Origin of the sequence: Candidatus Photobacterium acropomis (genome assembly GCF_030685555.1) — a bacterium.
Lineage (GTDB): Bacteria > Pseudomonadota > Gammaproteobacteria > Enterobacterales > Vibrionaceae > Photobacterium > Photobacterium lucens.
Map to the genome: position 1 here is coordinate 1,528,436 of NZ_CP131609.1, position 17,405 is coordinate 1,545,840.

Below are 17,405 nucleotides of genomic sequence, written 5' to 3' on the forward strand. Positions count from 1 at the left end.
CGATGGCTTATCAACCAAAAAAGCGCAAGATGACGGCAGAAATCAACGTAGTACCTTATATCGACGTGATGTTGGTACTGTTGATCATCTTTATGGTAACAGCACCGTTTGTTAGCCAAGGTGTGGACGTGGAATTACCACAAACCACCACAGCTGAAACCGTCGCTGATATGAATAAAGATAGCGACACGCCGCCAATCATTGTTGAAGTGGATAAAGATGGTCACTTAGGTGTGAGTATTGATAATGCTGACATGCAACGTGGTCTATCACTGCAAGAAGTATTGGCGCGTGTGAAAGCCCAAATGGCGGCGCAGCCAAAAACATTAGTGATGGTGGGCGGTGATGGTCGTACACCTTACGCTCATATTATCGAAACATTAGATGCCTTAAACCAAGCAGGTGTTGGCTCTGTTGGCTTGATGACTGAGCCTCTTGAGCAATAAGGTAGTCACGAATGAAAAATAACAATTACACAGGTTCCACCTTAATATCGTTATTTCTTCATGCGCTATTGATAGGACTATTGCTGTGGGGCGCTGATTTTACCATGCATAAATCAGAGACTGGCGGCAATACCATTCAGGCTGTTGTGGTTGATCCTGCCATGATCAACCAACAAGCAAAGCAAATTAGAGAGCAAAGAGAAGCTGCTAAACGTGCTGAGCAAGAACGCAAAAAACGTTTAGAGCAGCAAACTGAAGCTCTTGAAAAGCAGCGAAAAGCCGAAGCAGAGCGAGTTCGTCAGCTAAAAGCCGATAAGCTAAAAGCTGAAAAAGAAGCCCGTGAAGCAGAAGAACAACGTAAGCTAGTTGCAGAGCAGCAAAAGCAAGCGGCAGAAGAAAAGCGTAAAGCAGAAGAGGCTGCTAAAGTCGCGAAAGCACAAGCAGCAAAAGCCGAAGCGGAGCGTAAAGCCAAGCAAGAGGCTGCGGAAAAAGCCGAGCAAGTTCGTCAGCAAAAACTGGCAGAGCAACGTAAAGCGGAAGAAGCAAGCCGTAAAGCTGAGCAAGAGCGTCAAAAGCAAATAGCAGCGAAGAAGAAAGCCGAAGAAGAGGCAGCGAAAGCCGAAGCTAAGCGTAAAGAGGCGGAAGCGAAACGTCTAGAAGCCGAGCGCAAAGCAGCAGAAGCAAAGAAAAAAGCCGACGCTGAAGCAAAACGTAAAGCTGCAGAAGCGAAGAAACTTGAACAGCAAAAAGAAACCGCATTGAACGATGTGTTTGCTGGTCTTGAAGCGGAAAGTGAACAACGTGGCGGTGCTCGTGGTCAACACATTGCCGATGAAGTTGCACGCTATGGCGCAATCTACAAACAAATGATTCAACAGAACTTATTAGTTGATCAAAGTTTTAAAGGTCAAGAGTGTAATTTGACCATGCGCTTATCTGCTGATGGTTTAGTGTTAGACGTTACTCAAAATGGTGGTGACGGTGCACTGTGTCGTGCAGCGAAATCTGCGGTAGTGAAGGTGAGTCAATTCCCGATGCCTGATGACCCAGATGTTGTGAAGAAATTACGAGATATCAAACTAGCGGTAACGCCACAATAATACTGATTGTGGTGAAACATAAAATAGGAGCGATGGATGAAACGTTGGATAATGGGCTTATGTTTAGCTCTATTAAGCGTTAGTCAATTTGCAAATGCTGCACTTGAATTAGTGATCACTGATGGTGTCGACTCTGCGCGACCAATTGGTGTTGTGCCATTCCAATGGGAAGGTGAAGGTAAACTACCGACAGATATTTCTGCGGTAATTGCATCCGATTTACAAAGAAGTGGTAAGTTCAGCCCAGTGCCGACAAATAAATTGCCACAACTACCTCACAACGAAAGCCAAATTGATTACTCTGCGTGGAGTAAAATGGGTGTGGACGCTGTGGTGACAGGTACGATCACAAAAAATGCAGATGGTAATTACACTGTTAACTATCAACTCGTTGATATCGTCAAAGGTAAGCTAGCTGCGGGCACTGAAGGTGCGGCGAAAGGTGATTATCTGCTGCTGAATAACCAAGCATCAGTAAAACCAAATCGCATGCGTCAATATGCTCACCGTATTTCTGATTTGATTTACCAAAAGCTCACGGGTGAGCGCGGTGCGTTCCTAACCCGTATTGCTTACGTTGATAACAATCAAGGGGCGAAATTCCCATACCAGCTACTTGTTGCTGATTACGATGGTTACAACGAGCGCGTAGTGTTGAAATCTAAGCAGCCGCTAATGTCACCAGCATGGTCACCAGATGGTAGCAAACTGGCATACGTAAGTTTTGAAAGCGGTAAAGCACAGATCTTCGTGTTAGATATCTACACAGGTAAGCGTGAAGTCGTGGCAGATTACCCTCGTCACAATGGTTCACCTCAGTTCTCACCTGATGGTAGCAAGCTAGCGATGGTATTATCTAAAACAGGTAGCCTACAGGTTTACATTAAAGATCTTCGCACTAAGCAATTGCGTCAAATCACTCATGGTCGTGCAAACAACACCGAAGCGGTTTGGGCACCAGATGGTCAGTCTATTTACTTCACGTCAGATCGTGGTGGACGTCCTCAGGTTTACCACATGGATTTAGCAACAGGTGATACTCAGCGTGTAACATGGCAGGGCAGCCAGAACATGGGTCCACAAGTAACCCCTGATGGTCGTTACCTTGTTGTTGTTAACCGTTCAGACAGTGGTTACAACATTGCTAAACAAGATCTTAAAACTGGTGCGATGCAAATTTTGACCAAAGCTCGTCTTGCGGAATCACCAAGCATTGCCCCTAACGGTAGTATGATTATTTATAGCTCTGCGCAGAATAATGGTACTTATGAATTATCTTTGGTATCTATCGATGGTCGTTTCCAAGCGCGTTTGCCGTCAAGCAGTAAACGTGTACGTGCTCCATCATGGGGACCGTTTTTATAATTTGAACTAGCTTAATTTGCCTTGTAGGCATTACTGAGTTTAAAAAGGAAATATAGATGCAACTGAACAAAATTTTAAAAAGTTTAGCTATTGTACTGCCAATGATGACATTGGCTGCGTGTAGCTCAACTGATAGTGCAGACAGCTCTGCGGCTAACCAAAATGGTACCAACGGTGGCGGTAATTCTCGTCCAGATCAATCAATTGTATCGCCAGTTGATCAATCAGGTAGCATGAGCGAAGAGCAACTGTTAGAGCAACAGCTTCAGCAACTTCGTCAAGAGCAAACAGTATTCTTCAAGTTTGATAACTCAGAAATCCAACCTGAATATCAAGCAATGCTAGAAGCACACGCAGCTTACCTACGTGACCACCCAAGTGTAAAAGTGATTGTTGAAGGTCATGCTGATGAGCGTGGTACGCCAGAATACAACATTGCACTAGGTGAGCGTCGTGCAACAGCTGTAGCACAATACCTACAAGCATTAGGTGTACCTGCAAGCCAACTTTCAATCGTTAGCTACGGTGAAGAAAAACCTCTAGTGTTAGGTCACACTGATGCTGACTACGCGAAAAACCGTCGTGCGGTTTTAGTTTACTAATCTGATTTAGGTAAACAAAAATATGAGCAGTAACAAAGTAATGCGAAAACTTGCATTAGTGTTGCTGATGAGCGCGGCGACCCAAGTGGTCGCCGCGCCTGTATCGGCAGCGAATTTAGATAGCCTAGAGCGCATGTTAGAAGCGCAAGGCCAAGTACAATTGCAGATGCAGCGTCGCTTAGATCAAATGTCTTCAGATATTGATGAGCTACGTGGCAATGTTGAGCGTAACAGCTACGACATTAAGAAGATCGTTGATCGTCAACGTGAAATCTACCGTGAAGTGGATAACTTAAGCCGTCAGCCTGAGAAAGCAGCGCCAGCAGAAGAGAAAAAAGAACCAGCTTCAACTGAAGCTTACTCAAGCAACGTCAGTGAAAACGCAGCGTACGAAAAAGCGGTTAATCTGATCTTAAAAGATAAAGATTACAAAGGCGCAACTAAAGCGTTCCAAAGCTTCTTAACCACCTACCCAGATTCAGTATACAAGCCAAATGCAAGTTACTGGCTAGGGCAGTTGTTCTTTGCTCAGAACCAATTAGCGGATGCTGCGACGAACTTCAAAGTGGTTGCCGACACCAAAGATTCAAGCAAACGTGCCGACGCATTATTGAAACTTGGTGTGATTGCAGAGCGTAGTAATGACGTTGCAACAGCGAAAACCTATTACCAAGAAGTGGTGAAATCGTACCCGAACTCAACCACAGCACAACAGGCAAAAACAGCATTAGCTAAGCTGAAATAATCCTGTTAACTCAGCATGTAATGAAAGCCTAGGTAGCAAAGCATCACTTTGTTCCTAGGCTTTTTTGTTACCGTTAGGTCGAAGCTGTGTTGGTTAAAGGTGAAATTTAGGAAATCCAGCGTATAATGTTCGGACACAAAAGGAATGCTAACGAGCAAGTGAATAATGAGTATTACATTTGATCCATCGGAGATGGTTTACCCGTTTCCGCCGAAACCTGCGCCATTAACTGATGCTGAAAAACAAAATTATATTGAGCAAATTAAGCAACTGCTAAAGGAAAAAGATGCAGTGCTGGTGGCGCACTATTACACCGATCCAGAGATCCAAGCATTAGCAGAAGAAACGGGTGGATTCGTTGGTGATTCCCTTGAAATGGCACGTTTTGGTAACCAACACCCAGCAACAACCCTGATCATTTGTGGTGTTCGTTTTATGGGTGAGTCAGCGAAAATTCTGACACCTGAAAAGCGTGTATTAATGCCAACCTTAGAAGCGGAATGTTCACTAGATTTAGGCTGTCCTGTTGATGCCTTTAGTGAGTTTTGTGATGCTCACCCAGATCACACCGTTGTGGTGTATGCCAATACATCAGCAGCCGTAAAAGCACGTGCTGATTGGGTTGTCACATCCAGTATTGCACTTGAAATTGTTGAGCACCTAGATAGTGAAGATAAGAAAATTATCTGGGGGCCAGATCGTCACCTAGGCTCATATATTCAAAAGAAAACAGGCGCAGACATGCTGTTATGGCAGGGTGAGTGTATCGTTCACGACGAGTTCTCTGCTAAAGCACTGCGTGACATGAAACACCTTTACCCAGATGCAGCGATTTTGGTTCACCCAGAATCACCAGCGAGTGTTGTTGCTTTAGCGGATGCGGTAGGTTCAACAAGTCAGTTAATTAAAGCCGCCAAAGAGCTGCCGAATAAAAAGCTGATTGTGGCGACCGATAAAGGTATCTTCTTTAAAATGCAGCAAATGGTACCTGAAAAAGAGTTGGTTGAAGCCCCAACAGCAGGTGCAGGCGCAACATGTCGAAGCTGTGCGCATTGTCCGTGGATGGCAATGAATGGCTTAAAAGCGATTTACACTGGGTTATCTGAAGGTGGTGAACAACATGAGATCTTTGTTGATGAATCACTACGTGAAAAATCATTGATCCCACTAAATCGTATGCTAGATTTTGCCGCTGAATTGCAATTGAAAGTAAAAGGGAATGCGTAATTAACGCTTATCTCTAGCTAAGCACTAGCAAACAGCAAGATAACAGATACTAAAAAGGCGAACATCATGTTCGCCTTTGTTGTTTTTGCTTGCAGAGCTGCGTGATATTTACGCTTCTACTAGCTGAGCACCACGTTGTGTTAAGCCACATAGCATGGTTGGGATCGCATTGAAGATCTCTTCAAACTGCGCCAGAGCGTCAGCACCTTGCTCGCTTAATGCTTCTAATGCAGTTTCAGGATCGAACAATAAGCTGATTGAAAGTAATACGCCGCCAAGTAGGGCATTGTCTTCACTTTCAGGTGGCATAATAGTTTCCCAATCATCACGTGCTAATTGCCAGCCTTGCAGCATACCTTCACAGAAGTCGCTGGTCTCTTGAGTCACAATCTGACCATCATCAAGAGCACAGCCTTCAGGCCATTTCCACGTGCTTTCAAATAGGGCTTTACGCGCTTCATTCCAAATATCAATGATCGCGTTAGCGTACGCTTCTAATTCTTCATGAGTGCTAAAAGGTGAGATTTCTTCACCGCCCCATAAAAATGCTAACCATTCAGCGGGATCAATAATGTTTGGCGCAGCAGCCATCGCAGTGACAAAACCACGAGTTTGAGATTCGTTAAGTAGCTGTTCGGCAAGGTGTTGATCTTGCAAAATGACGTTAAGTTGTGAAGACATAAACTATCTCTATTTAATCATTGTTAGGGTATTACTAGACGTATTTAACGATCAACGAAAGAGTAATAACGTTATATACCCAAGTAACTTTAAGATGCAGTGTTCAGCGAGACGACCTTAGTTCTCAGGCGCGGCAACGATTCGAAGATATAGTGGTTCTACATTGAGAATCGTTAACAAAGTCTGAGAGCTAAGGACGCTCGCCCTTTGGGAGCGTGTCACTGAGCCGACTTCATACGTCAAACAACTTGGAAAGAGCTCGCTATTCCGCTTCGTTGTCTTCCTTGAATTCAACTCAGTGACCTCGCTCTGAATCAGGCATATTAAAGTCACTTGGGTATATCAACCATTGTAACAGGCTAATTGCGCCAATATAGAGCAGGGGAAGAGATATTTTAACATTGATGATAATTTTGTTGTAAAAGTAAGCACTTAAAAAAGGGATTTCAGTTTTGTCTTGACCTTATACCCTTAGCACAATATAGTAGCCGTCCGTTGAGAGGCATAGCCTATCAACAACAAGTGGTGAGGTGTCCGAGTGGCTGAAGGAGCACGCCTGGAAAGTGTGTATACGGCAACGTATCGAGGGTTCGAATCCCTCCCTCACCGCCATCTCTTATTTAATAAGAGAACACAATTTAGGAGAGATGGCTGAGTGGTTGAAAGCACCGGTCTTGAAAACCGGCATACGTTAATAGCGTATCTAGGGTTCAAATCCCTATCTCTCCGCCATATTAAAGAAAGCCGCTAAGTTAACCCTTAGCGGCTTTTTTGCATCTGTAAGTTTTAATACTTTTTTAATTAATCTGATACTGATATTAGAAGGGTTCAAATCCTCTAATATCCAGAGCAGCTCCGCCATATTAAAGAAGGCTGCTGAGTTAATTCTCAGCAGCCTTTTTGCTTTGAGTCATTTGATATTTTAAAGCAGGGTTCAAACCCTCAAATACCCAGAACGACTCCGCGATATTAAAGAAAGCCGCTAGCGAAAGTTAGCGGTTTTTTGTGTTTGAAATAAATAGATTTCACTAATTCTTAACGTTTGAATTTTAATTGCTAGCGAGCTTCAAGCTAGCCATCGTATGAGCAAGATCGTTTTTGGACAGAAACTACTTAGATGATTTGCAAAAGTAAGGGTAATATTTGGCTTCTTTCGGCATCACCCTTTCTAATATTTACATATATAAGTTCGTTAAATACTTTGGATAGGTGTCAACTTTGCGGCACTTACCCTTATCTGTTAGATTTTATGTCGCACTAGCCCAAAAGTCTGCTCTGAGAGTTCCATCTTAAACATACTGAATTCGCAGTGCTTACTGCTCCATAGCTGAATTTGTTCTATGCTATCTTGCATAAAGCTATCTTCACACTTTGCCCCAAATATTATGCTTTTTACTGCTTCAAAAGGAATGTGAAATAAATAAATATTGTCATCTATCACTTTTGAGGCAAGCTCAAGAGGAAGTACCATTCGATGTTCCTTTTCATACTCCCAATCACTTCCTTTAGTCAAAAATACATCAAACATGGATTTCTGCCAAAATGGGATAATTTTTCTATGCTTGGCGTAAGTAACTTTATGCGGACTACCTGCATACTCAAGAAACCCACCAGTTTTTGGATTGAGAATTTTTTGATTAAAAAAATCATGGGAAGTATCAAATTCGATGACATAGCCTTGATGACAATTACCGTAATGTGACCACATAAGAAGATTATCTGCAGTTTCGGATAAACATAAGATTCCATCGGATTGATCAATAATATTTCGGTACTGGGTGTTTGCAACGCTTACTCCAGTGGCATCAAACTGCTCCATGACTTTAGTAATGTGCTTATTCTTACTTTGTAAAAAAGCCTTAATAACAGCTAGTTTAATTGGTAAAGGAACTAATTTCTTATACCACGGCTCAGTTTTTCGATCTTCCTTTAACCATACCTCAATGTTTTCGAGGATGTACTTCTTTGTACTTTCTCCCATGACATCAACATAGCAAGGCAATAATTCAAAAGGATCATTGAACTGACCTGGTTGAGTAAACCTCAACATCCCATTTTCAAAAAAATGAGGTAAGTCATTAGAGATATATTTGTACACAGATATTTCCAAAAAAAATCTAGCCTTGTTAAGCGTATTATCAAGTTATTCTCTGTAATAGAAAAGCTCGAACTCCCCAGCTAGAAAAGAGATATTCATACCTAACTTTCCGCCTAATACTTCCATTAGACTCATTACAGATGATTGATATTTTTCCATATTTTTACTACAAAAGTCTCGTTGATATTTTGGAGCAAAAGAAAAACCAATGTATGTAATGAGATCTTTATAATGTACTAGGTAGTCTCTTAACTTAAACAACTCTACAAGATCATCACGCCATTTTAACGAGCCATAATTTATCTCGTTTGTTTTACAGAGATACTTAATTTTATCTACTGTGCCTCTGAATTGCTTTTCATCTAACCCAGAAGTGCTAGGAGTATTTTGCCAGGCTAGATTAACAAATGCTTCAGTTGCTATAGCCCAACCTAAAACAGACTCGATACATAAAGATATTGTTTTCTCATCATCGAACGCTGGACTCATTAGCGTAATGTCTTTTGCAGTCTCAGGATCAGAGTGCCTGACTGAAACCAATTTTTTGGCAGCTTCTAACCAACTCTTATTTGCATTTTTGAGTAGAAGCTGTTCTACATTTAATCTGTACCCGTAACTCAAAATGACGCCTATACGTTTAAAAGCCTATTAATAAGCATTCTTACTTTTGCGCAAAAATATACTCATAAATACATTTACTATACTCGATATAAACCCTACATATTATGAGATTACTAGCATTTTTTATTTATAAATTAAAAGAGGGTGTAAAAAGTAATAAATGTATTTAATCAGTCTTTTTAAAAACAGAACTCAAGCGATAAAATCACCACGTTTTATTATAACTGTTGATATATACAGTAAATAAAACTAATCCAAAATCATGTTAATGCGATATTAATGAGTATTTGATCTGAATGATAATGGGGCATTTTCAAGTTAGAAATAGTTAAGTTATTCTTACAACAAATATTCAGCACATTAAAAAACCGCTAACTCTCATTAGCGGTTTTTTACGTTTGGATAAATACCATCCTCAATATAAGTTTCTAGGCACTAGCTTGAAGCTATTACGGTGCATATCCATTTCTGGGGATTCCTCACCGCGTGGAATATGGTGCAAGGTTAGGTTATACCACACTACAAAATCTCGGTTTTCTATCGTCTTATTCTCTTGAATAAAATCGCTGAGTTGCTTTTTGCCATTACACATTTTGTTGTGAGAAGCGTAGCGTTCACAAGGAATATCGCGAGAGATATGAAGATCGTTACGGGTGAATTTCTCTTTTTTGATGCCTTTAAAACGATGTCCTGCATCACCCGGTTGAAGAATGTAACCTTTGTTAGAGGTGGCACTTTCTTCAACGATCCACGTTTTAAAGTTGCTTTCTTTATGGTTAAAGCGTCCTTCTTTGGTTATTTGGGTGGCGCTTTCAACTGTTTTATTACCTTCTTTTTTATAACGTAGCACTTTTAAAACATCATCGTTTTCTTGATCGCCAACCGCAAAGTCGATACGCCAGAAGTAGTTATGAATATGTGAGACACCCACAAGATCATGGTCGATTTTCCAGCCTAATTTACGATAACGCTCTTCACGTGCAGGGTTGTTATTTATGCGAACAACAGTTTGTAGTGCGCCTGTTGCACCGACAGCAAATTCCATCATGCCGTTACTGTAAAAACGCCAATCAGGAATGTAGTTATAAGCACCTACTTGGTGAGATGAAAACAGTTGGAGGTATTCACTGTTGGCTGGGGTGCCAATGAGATCATGAAGGGTGGTATCACTGCCTGTTTTAATACACAAACCAGGAAGTGCGGTTTGATAAAATGTGTCTAACCGAACGATATGTCCGTTTTGGCAATTTTGCGGTTTAATTTCGATCATACTGCCACCAAAGTCATAATCGGTGACATCGTGGAAGCGGTCACGCCCATTATCATAAGGGACAAAGATTTGTGACAGTAAGATCTCGTTGATCACGCGAAAAGGCGTATTGCTGTTAGGCGGCGTGTAGGTAATGTCGGTAAGGTAAATCCCTTCATCACCATCGAACTCCCAACACATTGTCCATTTAGCTCCGTTATTGAAGCCTTGCTCAACGTAGTTGCTGTCTTCTGGGCTACAAGCGAAGACGGTAGATGAATAAAAGCAAGCGAGAGCAAAGCTGATGATCCACCATTTTTTTGCTGTAAACATATTATCCTCTCTACATTCAAGTCGATTGATTCATGTTTTAGTCAAGGGGGATTGGGATCTCCGGTTCGGGATAATTAGGGTTACGGCTGTAAACATCACGAGGATAAACAGTGAACTCTTGCCATACTAATGCGAGATCATTGCTGCTGGTATAAGGTGGCGTGTGATGTGCGGTGAGTTTTACCCAAGCCACAACATCGGTAATGGTTTCTTGATCGACCATTTGCACTACATTCTCGGCACAATCCGCTTCATTGTTATTAAGCGCTTTATGTTCACAAGGATGATAGTTGGTGAAGTAAACGTCAGATTCTGTCCACGGGCGTTGTACATCACGTTCAATGGCGGCATGGCCTAATGGGAAAATGTGATAAGACGATGGCATGTCGTATTCGTTGGTGATTTGCCCATCGTAAATACGCCAGCTTTTCATCTTTTTACGATCATATTGTTTTTTAAATTCAGCAGGTTGTAGAACTGTGTTGGTTCTGATCTCTCGTTGATTACGACCTTTGCGAATATGGGTACGAAACTCTTCAACATGATCATTGGTGGCAGTTGCACCTATGTCTAAATCTAAACGCCAGAAGTAATTAACGATGTAGTGAGTATTGTTACTGCTGTCGGTGATAAGGCTTGCCGATGGGGTAAAGCTACCGTCGTCGTGTAAACGTAAGCGAGAGACAAATTGGTTGTTATCGACGGTGATAAGGCTAAGAATATCGACTGAGTGTTTACGGCGAGAATCCCCATCATTATGCATGGCGTAATCTTCTGAGCTTGGCTTAATGCATAACAGTGGGGTGTTATCACTGTCTGATAGCAAGGTGCCATTCGGGCAATTACCACTGAGTGTCGATTGGGTTTTATCGAGTTGAGTAATTTGGTTGATGTTACTGGTGTTTTGCGCATCAACAAGCTCAATTTGATTTAACGCGATGGCTGAAGCGATATAGGTATTTGTTGAACCACGTATCGTACTGAAAGACACATCATGTAGGCTCACACCGTAGCGGCTATCCCATTGCCAGCAAAATTGCCAACGGTTGCCAGATTCAAATTGATATTCAAATTGCTGTTGGCTCGGACATTGATACTTGTCAGAGGTCGTCATGGCATGTGTTGGAATGCTGATGGCTAAACACAGCAGCATAAGTAGCGAATAAATTGGTTTACAGTCTTTCATCACTCTTTCACCTAAGTAAATTTATGTTTGAGACGAGAAAGATCATCCGGCATTAGTGATGATCTGCGTGATCACTTACCTCACTTTTATGACGGAAGGGGGTTATGGTGTGTTTGGATAAGTTCACTATGGCTTTGGTTTCAAGCGCAACATACTCATAAGGGGAATCTAAAGAGGTAAAGAAGAAGTAGATGCAGCGATTTAAACCACAGTTTTTAGTATTGGCGACTAACGGGATGCTATGAGGGTTGTCGCTGGTTAGGACGATCGCTTTGATATTAAGACCAGATAGCGGGGCTTGGATCGGTAACGAATGATGGTAGCGATCGTAATACTCTGCGGAGAGTTTATCCATAAAGGCGGCATTGTTCATCAGCAGTTGTTTGGCGTAAGCGATCTCATCACGGGTAGCTGAAAACTGGATATTTTTATACTGCTTGGAATCAATGACTTTATCGTTAACCACATCGTAAATAATGCGTTCTGTGGTATCGGTCGGATAGTGATAACGATAAACATCCATCCATTTTTCGTTATGTGTCATCACATTGGAGCGATGTTTCGATACTTTTATCACTCTTGATGTCGTAGGATGCAAGCTTCGCGTGTTAGCTTCTCCTAGGTTCTTGGCTTTAGTGTAATCCTCTGCTGTTAATGGCTCAGCCTGAGTGAGTGGTACTAACCCAAAAGTGAGTGGGATAGCGGTACTTAATAACAGTGTTTTTGCCTGTTTAAGTGTGTGCATTGTTATTTCCTGTGCTAAGAAATAAATAGTTAATGCGTTTTGACAACACAAACCTCTAGGTAAGTGTAGTTGATATATTTATTATTAGTTGTTGTGATTTTGTTTGATACAAAAGATGAGACAAAGTTGAATAACTAAGACAAAAGCAAGATATGAGACAAGCTGACACAATAAGATGCTAATAGGCAGGTTTAGCATCTTATTGTGAGTTAGAAAGAGGCTTTATCTCAACGTATTAAAACCACTGTATATGCGTGTAAAAGTGGTAAACCAACATGCTGCGGCAAAGATATAGGCGATGGTTGCAAAATGCTGGGGGAGTAAACAAAACAGCACAAAGCAGCCGATGGTTTCTGTCCCTTCGGTTAATCCACTCATGTAATACAATGACTTATGTTTATAGACAGGGTTTTCGATACCTTGTTTGCTCGCCATGATCGCAAAGGTAAGAAAGCTACTGCCTGTACCAATAAATGAAAATATCAGTAATGCGCCTGCAATGGCGTTCTGCTCTGGGTTTGCCAGAATAAACCCAAATGGTACTAGTGAGTAGAACAGAAAATCCAAACTGATATCTAAAAAGCCACCGGCATCGGTAATGCCTTCAATACGTGCGACTGCACCATCTAAACCATCACAAAGGCGATTGAATAAGATGAAGAACAGTGCCAGCAAATAGTGCTCGGTAATTAAAGCAGGTAGGGTTAAACAACCAATAATAAAGCCAAAGAGTGTCACTTGATTGGCTGAAATACCGTAGCTATGCAGCTTAGTTGCACTTTTTTCTAACGGCGTTTTTAAGATTTTAATGCAGAAGCGATCAAGCATGTGGTGGCTCCTGTTGCCATTGGACTACCTGGCTATTGTTTGGAATATCTTGTTTGTCGTGGGTAACCATCAATGTCGGAATACTCGCTTGTTGAATTTGGTGAAATACCCAATCTCGAAATTGTTGGCGCAAGGTGTTGTCGAGTTTACTGAACGGTTCATCTAATAAAATCAGCTGCGGTTTTGCCATTAATAGGCGAGTTAGGCTTATTCTCGCTCTTTGACCGCCAGAGATTTGATGAGGGTAAGCGTTTGCTAACTCGGCAAGTTCTAATTGTGCTAATGCTGTGAGTGCGTGTTGTTTTCGCTCACTGCCTTTGATGTTATTCGGTAAGGCAAAGGCGAGGTTTTCCCACACGGTTAAATGGGGAAATAACAGATCATCTTGAAATAACACCCCGATATTGCGTAAGTGAGCAGGCACTTCGGTGATCGCTTGGTTATTTAACGTCAATGTTCCTTTGGCGGTAAATTCAGGGTTCAAATGCCCTGCAATGAAATTGAGTAAGGTGGATTTCCCACAACCACTTGGCCCCATTAAGGTCACGATTTCCCCTTTAGCGATATGTAAGCTAAATGAAGAGAGCAATACGTCACCGTTGGGTTTTGTGATTGTGACGTTATTGATATGAAAGCTCATGATGGGTAGACCTTACTTGTTCTGTCGTTGGGGCTTTTTTCTTGTTTATGGTGTAAGCAAATACAAAGAAACATAATGGGATCAAGGCTTGGCATAGGGCATAAATTGCGGTGATGCGCCTATCTGAGCCGCTGGCAAGTACTACCGCTTCAGTTGTTAACGTGCTGATACGCCCAGCACCGAGCATTAATGTCGGTAGGTATTGCGCAAGGCTCACGCTAATGCCGATCACCCATGCAAATAACAAGGCACTGGCAATTTGCGGTAATTTGATTTTTAACCAAACATGAAGTGGGCTTTTACCTAAGCTGAGCCCGATTTGGGTTAAGCGTTGATCGTAACTGCGGTAAACCCCATCAAGAGTCAAATAAACATAGGGGAACACAAAGAACAAGTGTGCCCATGTAACCCAAACACCGTAGTGGTGAATGTTGGTATACAAAGTAAGTACCTGCAAACCAAATAGCAGCGATAATTGCGGCACTAACATCGGAATGGCAATAATGTAATTGGGAATATGCCATTGATGTTTGATGCGGTATTCGTGGGCAACAATGGCAAAAACAAGCGCAATTGAGGCACTGATCAGCGCAATGATCACGCTAATATTGATCGTGCTGAGAATGTTGCTCCATTCCAGTTGCCAAAAACGTTCGCTATAACGGCTCGGAAGCAGATCAGGAAAACGCCAGCGTAGCGCCATACTCCACAGCGTCAGTAATGGAATGATGAGAGCTGTTAAGCTAATCAATAGAACAAATACCGATTTGCCCGGTAAGCGAAACGCTTTTCGACCAGACCAAAGCCATTGATTAATCCCCTTTGTCAGGATCCATTCAATACTGAACGCCACAGCTAATAGCAATGAACCTAATGCAAATAGCACAATTGCCCCTGCGGCGGCACGAGGCATAAGCTGAAGATCGGGATCGCTAAACCATTGCCATACTAATACCGCAAATGTCGGCGGATTGGTTGGGCCAACAATTTGAGCCACATCGACCACCGATACGCCATAAGCAATAACGGCAAAAATCGCAAAACGTAGCTTTGATAGCCATTGTGGAAACACGCATTTTAACCATGTTTGGCTACGGTTATAGCCAAGCGAGGCTGCCACTTGCTCGGTTTGTTTTACATTAAGCTGCTTGAGTACTGACATACTCATTAGCAGTAAAAATGGGGTTTCTTTAAGTGCTAATACTAAAATAAGCCCAAGCCCGTAGGGATCTTGAATGAGTAAGGGGGTATCGCTGGTGGCATTGAATGTAGGGGCGATAAGCGTATATAACGCACGCATTCCCATGCCAGTTGGGGCAAAGAGGAATGAAAATCCAATTGCAAAAGCCACATGAGGAATCGCCAACAGTGGGTTTAGGGCGGCTTCAATACGTTGCCACCATCGGGTTCCCCAACTGCTTTGTAAAATCGCAAATGTAAAAAAACAGGCGAGATAAGTGCTTAATAATGTGGTGAAAAGGGTTAAGCCAAGGTTATGTCCAATTCCTTGCCACTGGAAAACCTGTGCAAAGCCCTGCATTGAAAAGTGATGTAACCCTAGTGCTGGCATATAGCCTAACGCCGCCATGATCACGCCCATCAGCCCCGGTAGGGTTGGCAAAATACACACGGCAATCAGAAATATGTAAAGCGCAGGTAACATACCGTGTTCTCATGGTTAGGGAATGAACGTCACAGGTGCAGAGCTGTGATAATAAGGGGCTTGATACTAATTACTATTATTTAATAATCAATGTGATTTTGATAATTAGATTAATAAATAACCTTGCCTGTGTATAAAGACCTATAAATGCAATCTTTTCTTTCATTTGCTGAGGTGAGTAAGAACTTACGTACAATAGCGGTTCTTTCCTTTCATATCGGGTATTCACGTGTATAGCGATCAATTCATGATGCTGTTAGCGGTATTTGAGCGTGCAGCATTGTTATTAATGGCACTGTTTTTATTAACCCAAACTCAGCACTTTCAGTCGATTGTGAAAAAGCAGCATCGTCGACCAGCAGAAACCGCCATGATCTCTCTTTTGTTTATCCTTTTTGCGGTTTTGAGTACCTATACCGGGGTTAAAGTTGATGGCTCGCTGGTGAATGTTCGGATTATTGCGGTGGTCTCTGGCGGCATCTTATTTGGCCCTTGGGTGGGCATTCCTGCAGGGATCATTGCTGGTGTTCACCGTTATTTAATTGATATTCATGGCCCAACATCGGTCGCATGTTTGCTAACCAGTATTTTTGCTGGCTTATTGGCGACATGGATCCACCTGTCTTGCCAGAAAAAACATTATGCCCAATTCGGTATTTTGGCTGGCATGGTATGTGAGATCTTAACCATGGTGTTGATTGTGACGCTGTCGGAAGATAAAGCGCTGGCGTATAACATCGTTTCGCACATTAGCTTTCCAATGATAACGGGAACCGTCTGTATTGGTTTGATCATTAAACTGGTGCAAGGACTGGATGAAGAAAAAGACATAGTCGCTGCACGACAAGCGAAACTGGCGTTAGATATTGCCAATAAAACTCTGCCGTACTTTCGGATCAATAGCCGAGAGTCGCTACAAAAGGTGTGCAATATTATTCGTGAACATACATATGCCGACGCAGTAGCCATTACCGATACGATTGATGTGCGTGCGTATGTTGGCAGTGGTGAAGAGAACTTTCTTGATGCTCACCATCAAATCAGTGGGATGACACGGCAAGCGGTAACAACGGGTAAGCAAATTATCAGTAACAATTTAAATGTGCATGAGTTTCGATCCTTGTTGATCATTCCATTATGGGAAAATGGCGAGGTGAGTGGCACATTGAAGATCTTTTATTGCCGCCCTGATCAAATCCGTTTATCACTGCGTGAAATGGCGATCGGTTTATCGCAAATTATCTCGACTCAAATGGAAGTGTCACGCATAGAGCAACTCAAAGCGATGGCAAGCAAAGCTGAGTTTTCAGCGCTACAAAGTAAAATTAATCCGCACTTTTTATTTAATGCATTGAATGCAATTTCGACCTTAATTCGTATTCGCCCTGATCATGCAAGAGAGCTGATTGCAAATTTAGCCGATTTTCTGCGATATAACCTAGAACGTGACGTTGAATTGATCGATATCCAAGAAGAGCTGCAGCAAGTGCGCGATTATGTCGCCATCGAGCAAGCCCGTTTTGGTAATAAACTCGACGTTATTTTTGATATTGACGATGTGCACCCACAGATCCCTTGTTTACTGATCCAACCGTTAGTGGAAAATGCCATTTTGCATGGTATTCAGCCATCCCGAGAGCCGGGAACAGTGACGATTTCTGTGAAAACTGTCGGTGAGAAAATTGCCATCATGATCCAAGATACTGGTGTGGGTATTTCGCAAAAAGTGATCGATAAACTTTATACCGGCAATGTGGATTCTCATCGTATAGGGTTAAATAACGTCCATCAGCGTTTATTGCTACTTTATGGTGAAGGCTTGCATATTCGTCGCCTTGAGAAAGGCACTGAAATGTTGTTCTACGTAAAATAAAGG

The 17,405-nt window shown here is 42.2% G+C and carries 16 protein-coding genes and 2 tRNA genes; 9 read left to right on the plus strand and 9 right to left on the minus strand.

Annotated elements, in window-relative coordinates; all coding sequences use genetic code 11:
- Positions 1-2 precede the first annotated feature (2 nt).
- From tolR to nadA, 6 genes are all read left to right on the plus strand, one after another.
- Entirely contained in the window at positions 3-446 is a 444-nt protein-coding gene (tolR, locus tag Q7657_RS14160) for a protein TolR (protein WP_008986617.1), read from the plus strand.
- An 11-nt stretch (positions 447-457) separates the two neighbouring features.
- Positions 458-1,546, plus strand: a complete 1,089-nt coding sequence (gene tolA / locus Q7657_RS14165; protein WP_107164989.1) for a cell envelope integrity protein TolA — start codon at positions 458-460, stop codon at positions 1,544-1,546.
- Between the two features lie 36 nt (positions 1,547-1,582).
- Positions 1,583-2,911 (plus strand): Tol-Pal system beta propeller repeat protein TolB, encoded by a 1,329-nt coding sequence (gene tolB / locus Q7657_RS14170; protein ID WP_023932920.1) that lies wholly within the window; start codon positions 1,583-1,585, stop codon positions 2,909-2,911.
- A 56-nt stretch (positions 2,912-2,967) separates the two neighbouring features.
- Positions 2,968-3,513: a peptidoglycan-associated lipoprotein Pal gene (gene pal / locus Q7657_RS14175; protein ID WP_053988399.1), complete on the plus strand. Its 546-nt coding sequence runs from the start codon at positions 2,968-2,970 to the stop codon at positions 3,511-3,513.
- A 22-nt stretch (positions 3,514-3,535) separates the two neighbouring features.
- The gene (ybgF, locus tag Q7657_RS14180) at positions 3,536-4,258 is read left to right on the plus strand and encodes a tol-pal system protein YbgF (protein ID WP_107164990.1); all 723 of its coding nucleotides are present in this window, start codon (positions 3,536-3,538) and stop codon (positions 4,256-4,258) included.
- 165 nt (positions 4,259-4,423) lie between these two features.
- Complete coding sequence (nadA, locus tag Q7657_RS14185) at positions 4,424-5,485, plus strand: quinolinate synthase NadA (protein WP_008986622.1); 1,062 nt, start codon at positions 4,424-4,426, stop codon at positions 5,483-5,485.
- A 108-nt stretch (positions 5,486-5,593) separates the two neighbouring features.
- Here the strand turns inward: nadA and Q7657_RS14190 are convergent, their stop codons facing one another.
- Positions 5,594-6,166, minus strand: a complete 573-nt coding sequence (locus Q7657_RS14190) for a UPF0149 family protein (protein ID WP_008986623.1) — start codon at positions 6,164-6,166, stop codon at positions 5,594-5,596.
- A gap of 524 nt (positions 6,167-6,690) precedes the next feature.
- Here Q7657_RS14190 and Q7657_RS14195 point away from each other — a divergent pair.
- Both Q7657_RS14195 and Q7657_RS14200 read left to right on the plus strand, forming a co-directional pair.
- Positions 6,691-6,778, plus strand: a tRNA-Ser gene (locus Q7657_RS14195).
- 29 nt (positions 6,779-6,807) lie between these two features.
- Positions 6,808-6,898 (plus strand) — tRNA-Ser (locus Q7657_RS14200).
- A 508-nt stretch (positions 6,899-7,406) separates the two neighbouring features.
- Here Q7657_RS14200 and Q7657_RS14205 read toward each other — a convergent pair.
- The 8 genes from Q7657_RS14205 to Q7657_RS14240 all read right to left on the minus strand — a co-directional run bounded on the left by Q7657_RS14205 (position 7,407) and on the right by Q7657_RS14240 (position 15,529).
- The gene (locus tag Q7657_RS14205) at positions 7,407-8,264 is read right to left on the minus strand and encodes a DUF2971 domain-containing protein (RefSeq protein ID WP_107164992.1); all 858 of its coding nucleotides are present in this window, start codon (positions 8,262-8,264) and stop codon (positions 7,407-7,409) included.
- 45 nt (positions 8,265-8,309) lie between these two features.
- The gene (locus tag Q7657_RS14210) at positions 8,310-8,885 is read right to left on the minus strand and encodes a hypothetical protein (RefSeq protein WP_107164993.1); all 576 of its coding nucleotides are present in this window, start codon (positions 8,883-8,885) and stop codon (positions 8,310-8,312) included.
- 415 nt (positions 8,886-9,300) lie between these two features.
- Complete coding sequence (locus Q7657_RS14215; RefSeq protein ID WP_107164994.1) at positions 9,301-10,467, minus strand: copper amine oxidase; 1,167 nt, start codon at positions 10,465-10,467, stop codon at positions 9,301-9,303.
- Positions 10,468-10,504: 37 nt separating this feature from the next.
- On the minus strand, positions 10,505-11,653 hold the full coding sequence (locus tag Q7657_RS14220) for a copper amine oxidase (protein WP_107164995.1): 1,149 nt from the start codon (positions 11,651-11,653) through the stop codon (positions 10,505-10,507).
- Between the two features lie 52 nt (positions 11,654-11,705).
- On the minus strand, positions 11,706-12,398 hold the full coding sequence (locus tag Q7657_RS14225; RefSeq protein WP_107164996.1) for a hypothetical protein: 693 nt from the start codon (positions 12,396-12,398) through the stop codon (positions 11,706-11,708).
- A 222-nt stretch (positions 12,399-12,620) separates the two neighbouring features.
- Complete coding sequence (locus Q7657_RS14230) at positions 12,621-13,226, minus strand: CDP-alcohol phosphatidyltransferase family protein (RefSeq protein WP_107164997.1); 606 nt, start codon at positions 13,224-13,226, stop codon at positions 12,621-12,623.
- Positions 13,219-13,866, minus strand: a complete 648-nt coding sequence (locus tag Q7657_RS14235) for an ATP-binding cassette domain-containing protein (RefSeq protein WP_107164998.1) — start codon at positions 13,864-13,866, stop codon at positions 13,219-13,221. Before Q7657_RS14235 ends, Q7657_RS14230 begins: the two co-directional genes overlap by 8 nt.
- Positions 13,847-15,529, minus strand: coding sequence for an ABC transporter permease (locus tag Q7657_RS14240; RefSeq protein ID WP_107164999.1), 1,683 nt, complete (start codon positions 15,527-15,529; stop codon positions 13,847-13,849). The genes Q7657_RS14235 and Q7657_RS14240 overlap by 20 nt, the downstream gene beginning before the upstream one ends.
- Before the next feature lie 247 nt (positions 15,530-15,776).
- Here Q7657_RS14240 and Q7657_RS14245 point away from each other — a divergent pair, with 247 nt between their 5' ends.
- Positions 15,777-17,402: a sensor histidine kinase gene (locus tag Q7657_RS14245; RefSeq protein ID WP_107165000.1), complete on the plus strand. Its 1,626-nt coding sequence runs from the start codon at positions 15,777-15,779 to the stop codon at positions 17,400-17,402.
- The last annotated feature ends 3 nt before the right edge of the window (positions 17,403-17,405 follow it).

What these genes read in the sequence shown, in the direction of transcription:
- tolR (WP_008986617.1), top strand. Translation starts at nt 3, where the DNA reads ATGGCTTATCAACCAAAAAAGCGCAAGATGACGGCAGAAATCAACGTA.
- tolA (WP_107164989.1), top strand. Translation starts at nt 458, where the DNA reads ATGAAAAATAACAATTACACAGGTTCCACCTTAATATCGTTATTTCTT.
- tolB (WP_023932920.1), top strand. Translation starts at nt 1,583, where the DNA reads ATGAAACGTTGGATAATGGGCTTATGTTTAGCTCTATTAAGCGTTAGT.
- pal (WP_053988399.1), top strand. Translation starts at nt 2,968, where the DNA reads ATGCAACTGAACAAAATTTTAAAAAGTTTAGCTATTGTACTGCCAATG.
- ybgF (WP_107164990.1), top strand. Translation starts at nt 3,536, where the DNA reads ATGAGCAGTAACAAAGTAATGCGAAAACTTGCATTAGTGTTGCTGATG.
- nadA (WP_008986622.1), top strand. Translation starts at nt 4,424, where the DNA reads ATGAGTATTACATTTGATCCATCGGAGATGGTTTACCCGTTTCCGCCG.
- Q7657_RS14190 (WP_008986623.1), bottom strand. Translation starts at nt 6,166, where the DNA reads ATGTCTTCACAACTTAACGTCATTTTGCAAGATCAACACCTTGCCGAA.
- Q7657_RS14215 (WP_107164994.1), bottom strand. Translation starts at nt 10,467, where the DNA reads ATGTTTACAGCAAAAAAATGGTGGATCATCAGCTTTGCTCTCGCTTGC.
- Q7657_RS14220 (WP_107164995.1), bottom strand. Translation starts at nt 11,653, where the DNA reads ATGAAAGACTGTAAACCAATTTATTCGCTACTTATGCTGCTGTGTTTA.
- Q7657_RS14225 (WP_107164996.1), bottom strand. Translation starts at nt 12,398, where the DNA reads ATGCACACACTTAAACAGGCAAAAACACTGTTATTAAGTACCGCTATC.
- Q7657_RS14230 (WP_107164997.1), bottom strand. Translation starts at nt 13,226, where the DNA reads ATGCTTGATCGCTTCTGCATTAAAATCTTAAAAACGCCGTTAGAAAAA.
- Q7657_RS14235 (WP_107164998.1), bottom strand. Translation starts at nt 13,866, where the DNA reads ATGAGCTTTCATATCAATAACGTCACAATCACAAAACCCAACGGTGAC.
- Q7657_RS14240 (WP_107164999.1), bottom strand. Translation starts at nt 15,529, where the DNA reads ATGTTACCTGCGCTTTACATATTTCTGATTGCCGTGTGTATTTTGCCA.
- Q7657_RS14245 (WP_107165000.1), top strand. Translation starts at nt 15,777, where the DNA reads ATGATGCTGTTAGCGGTATTTGAGCGTGCAGCATTGTTATTAATGGCA.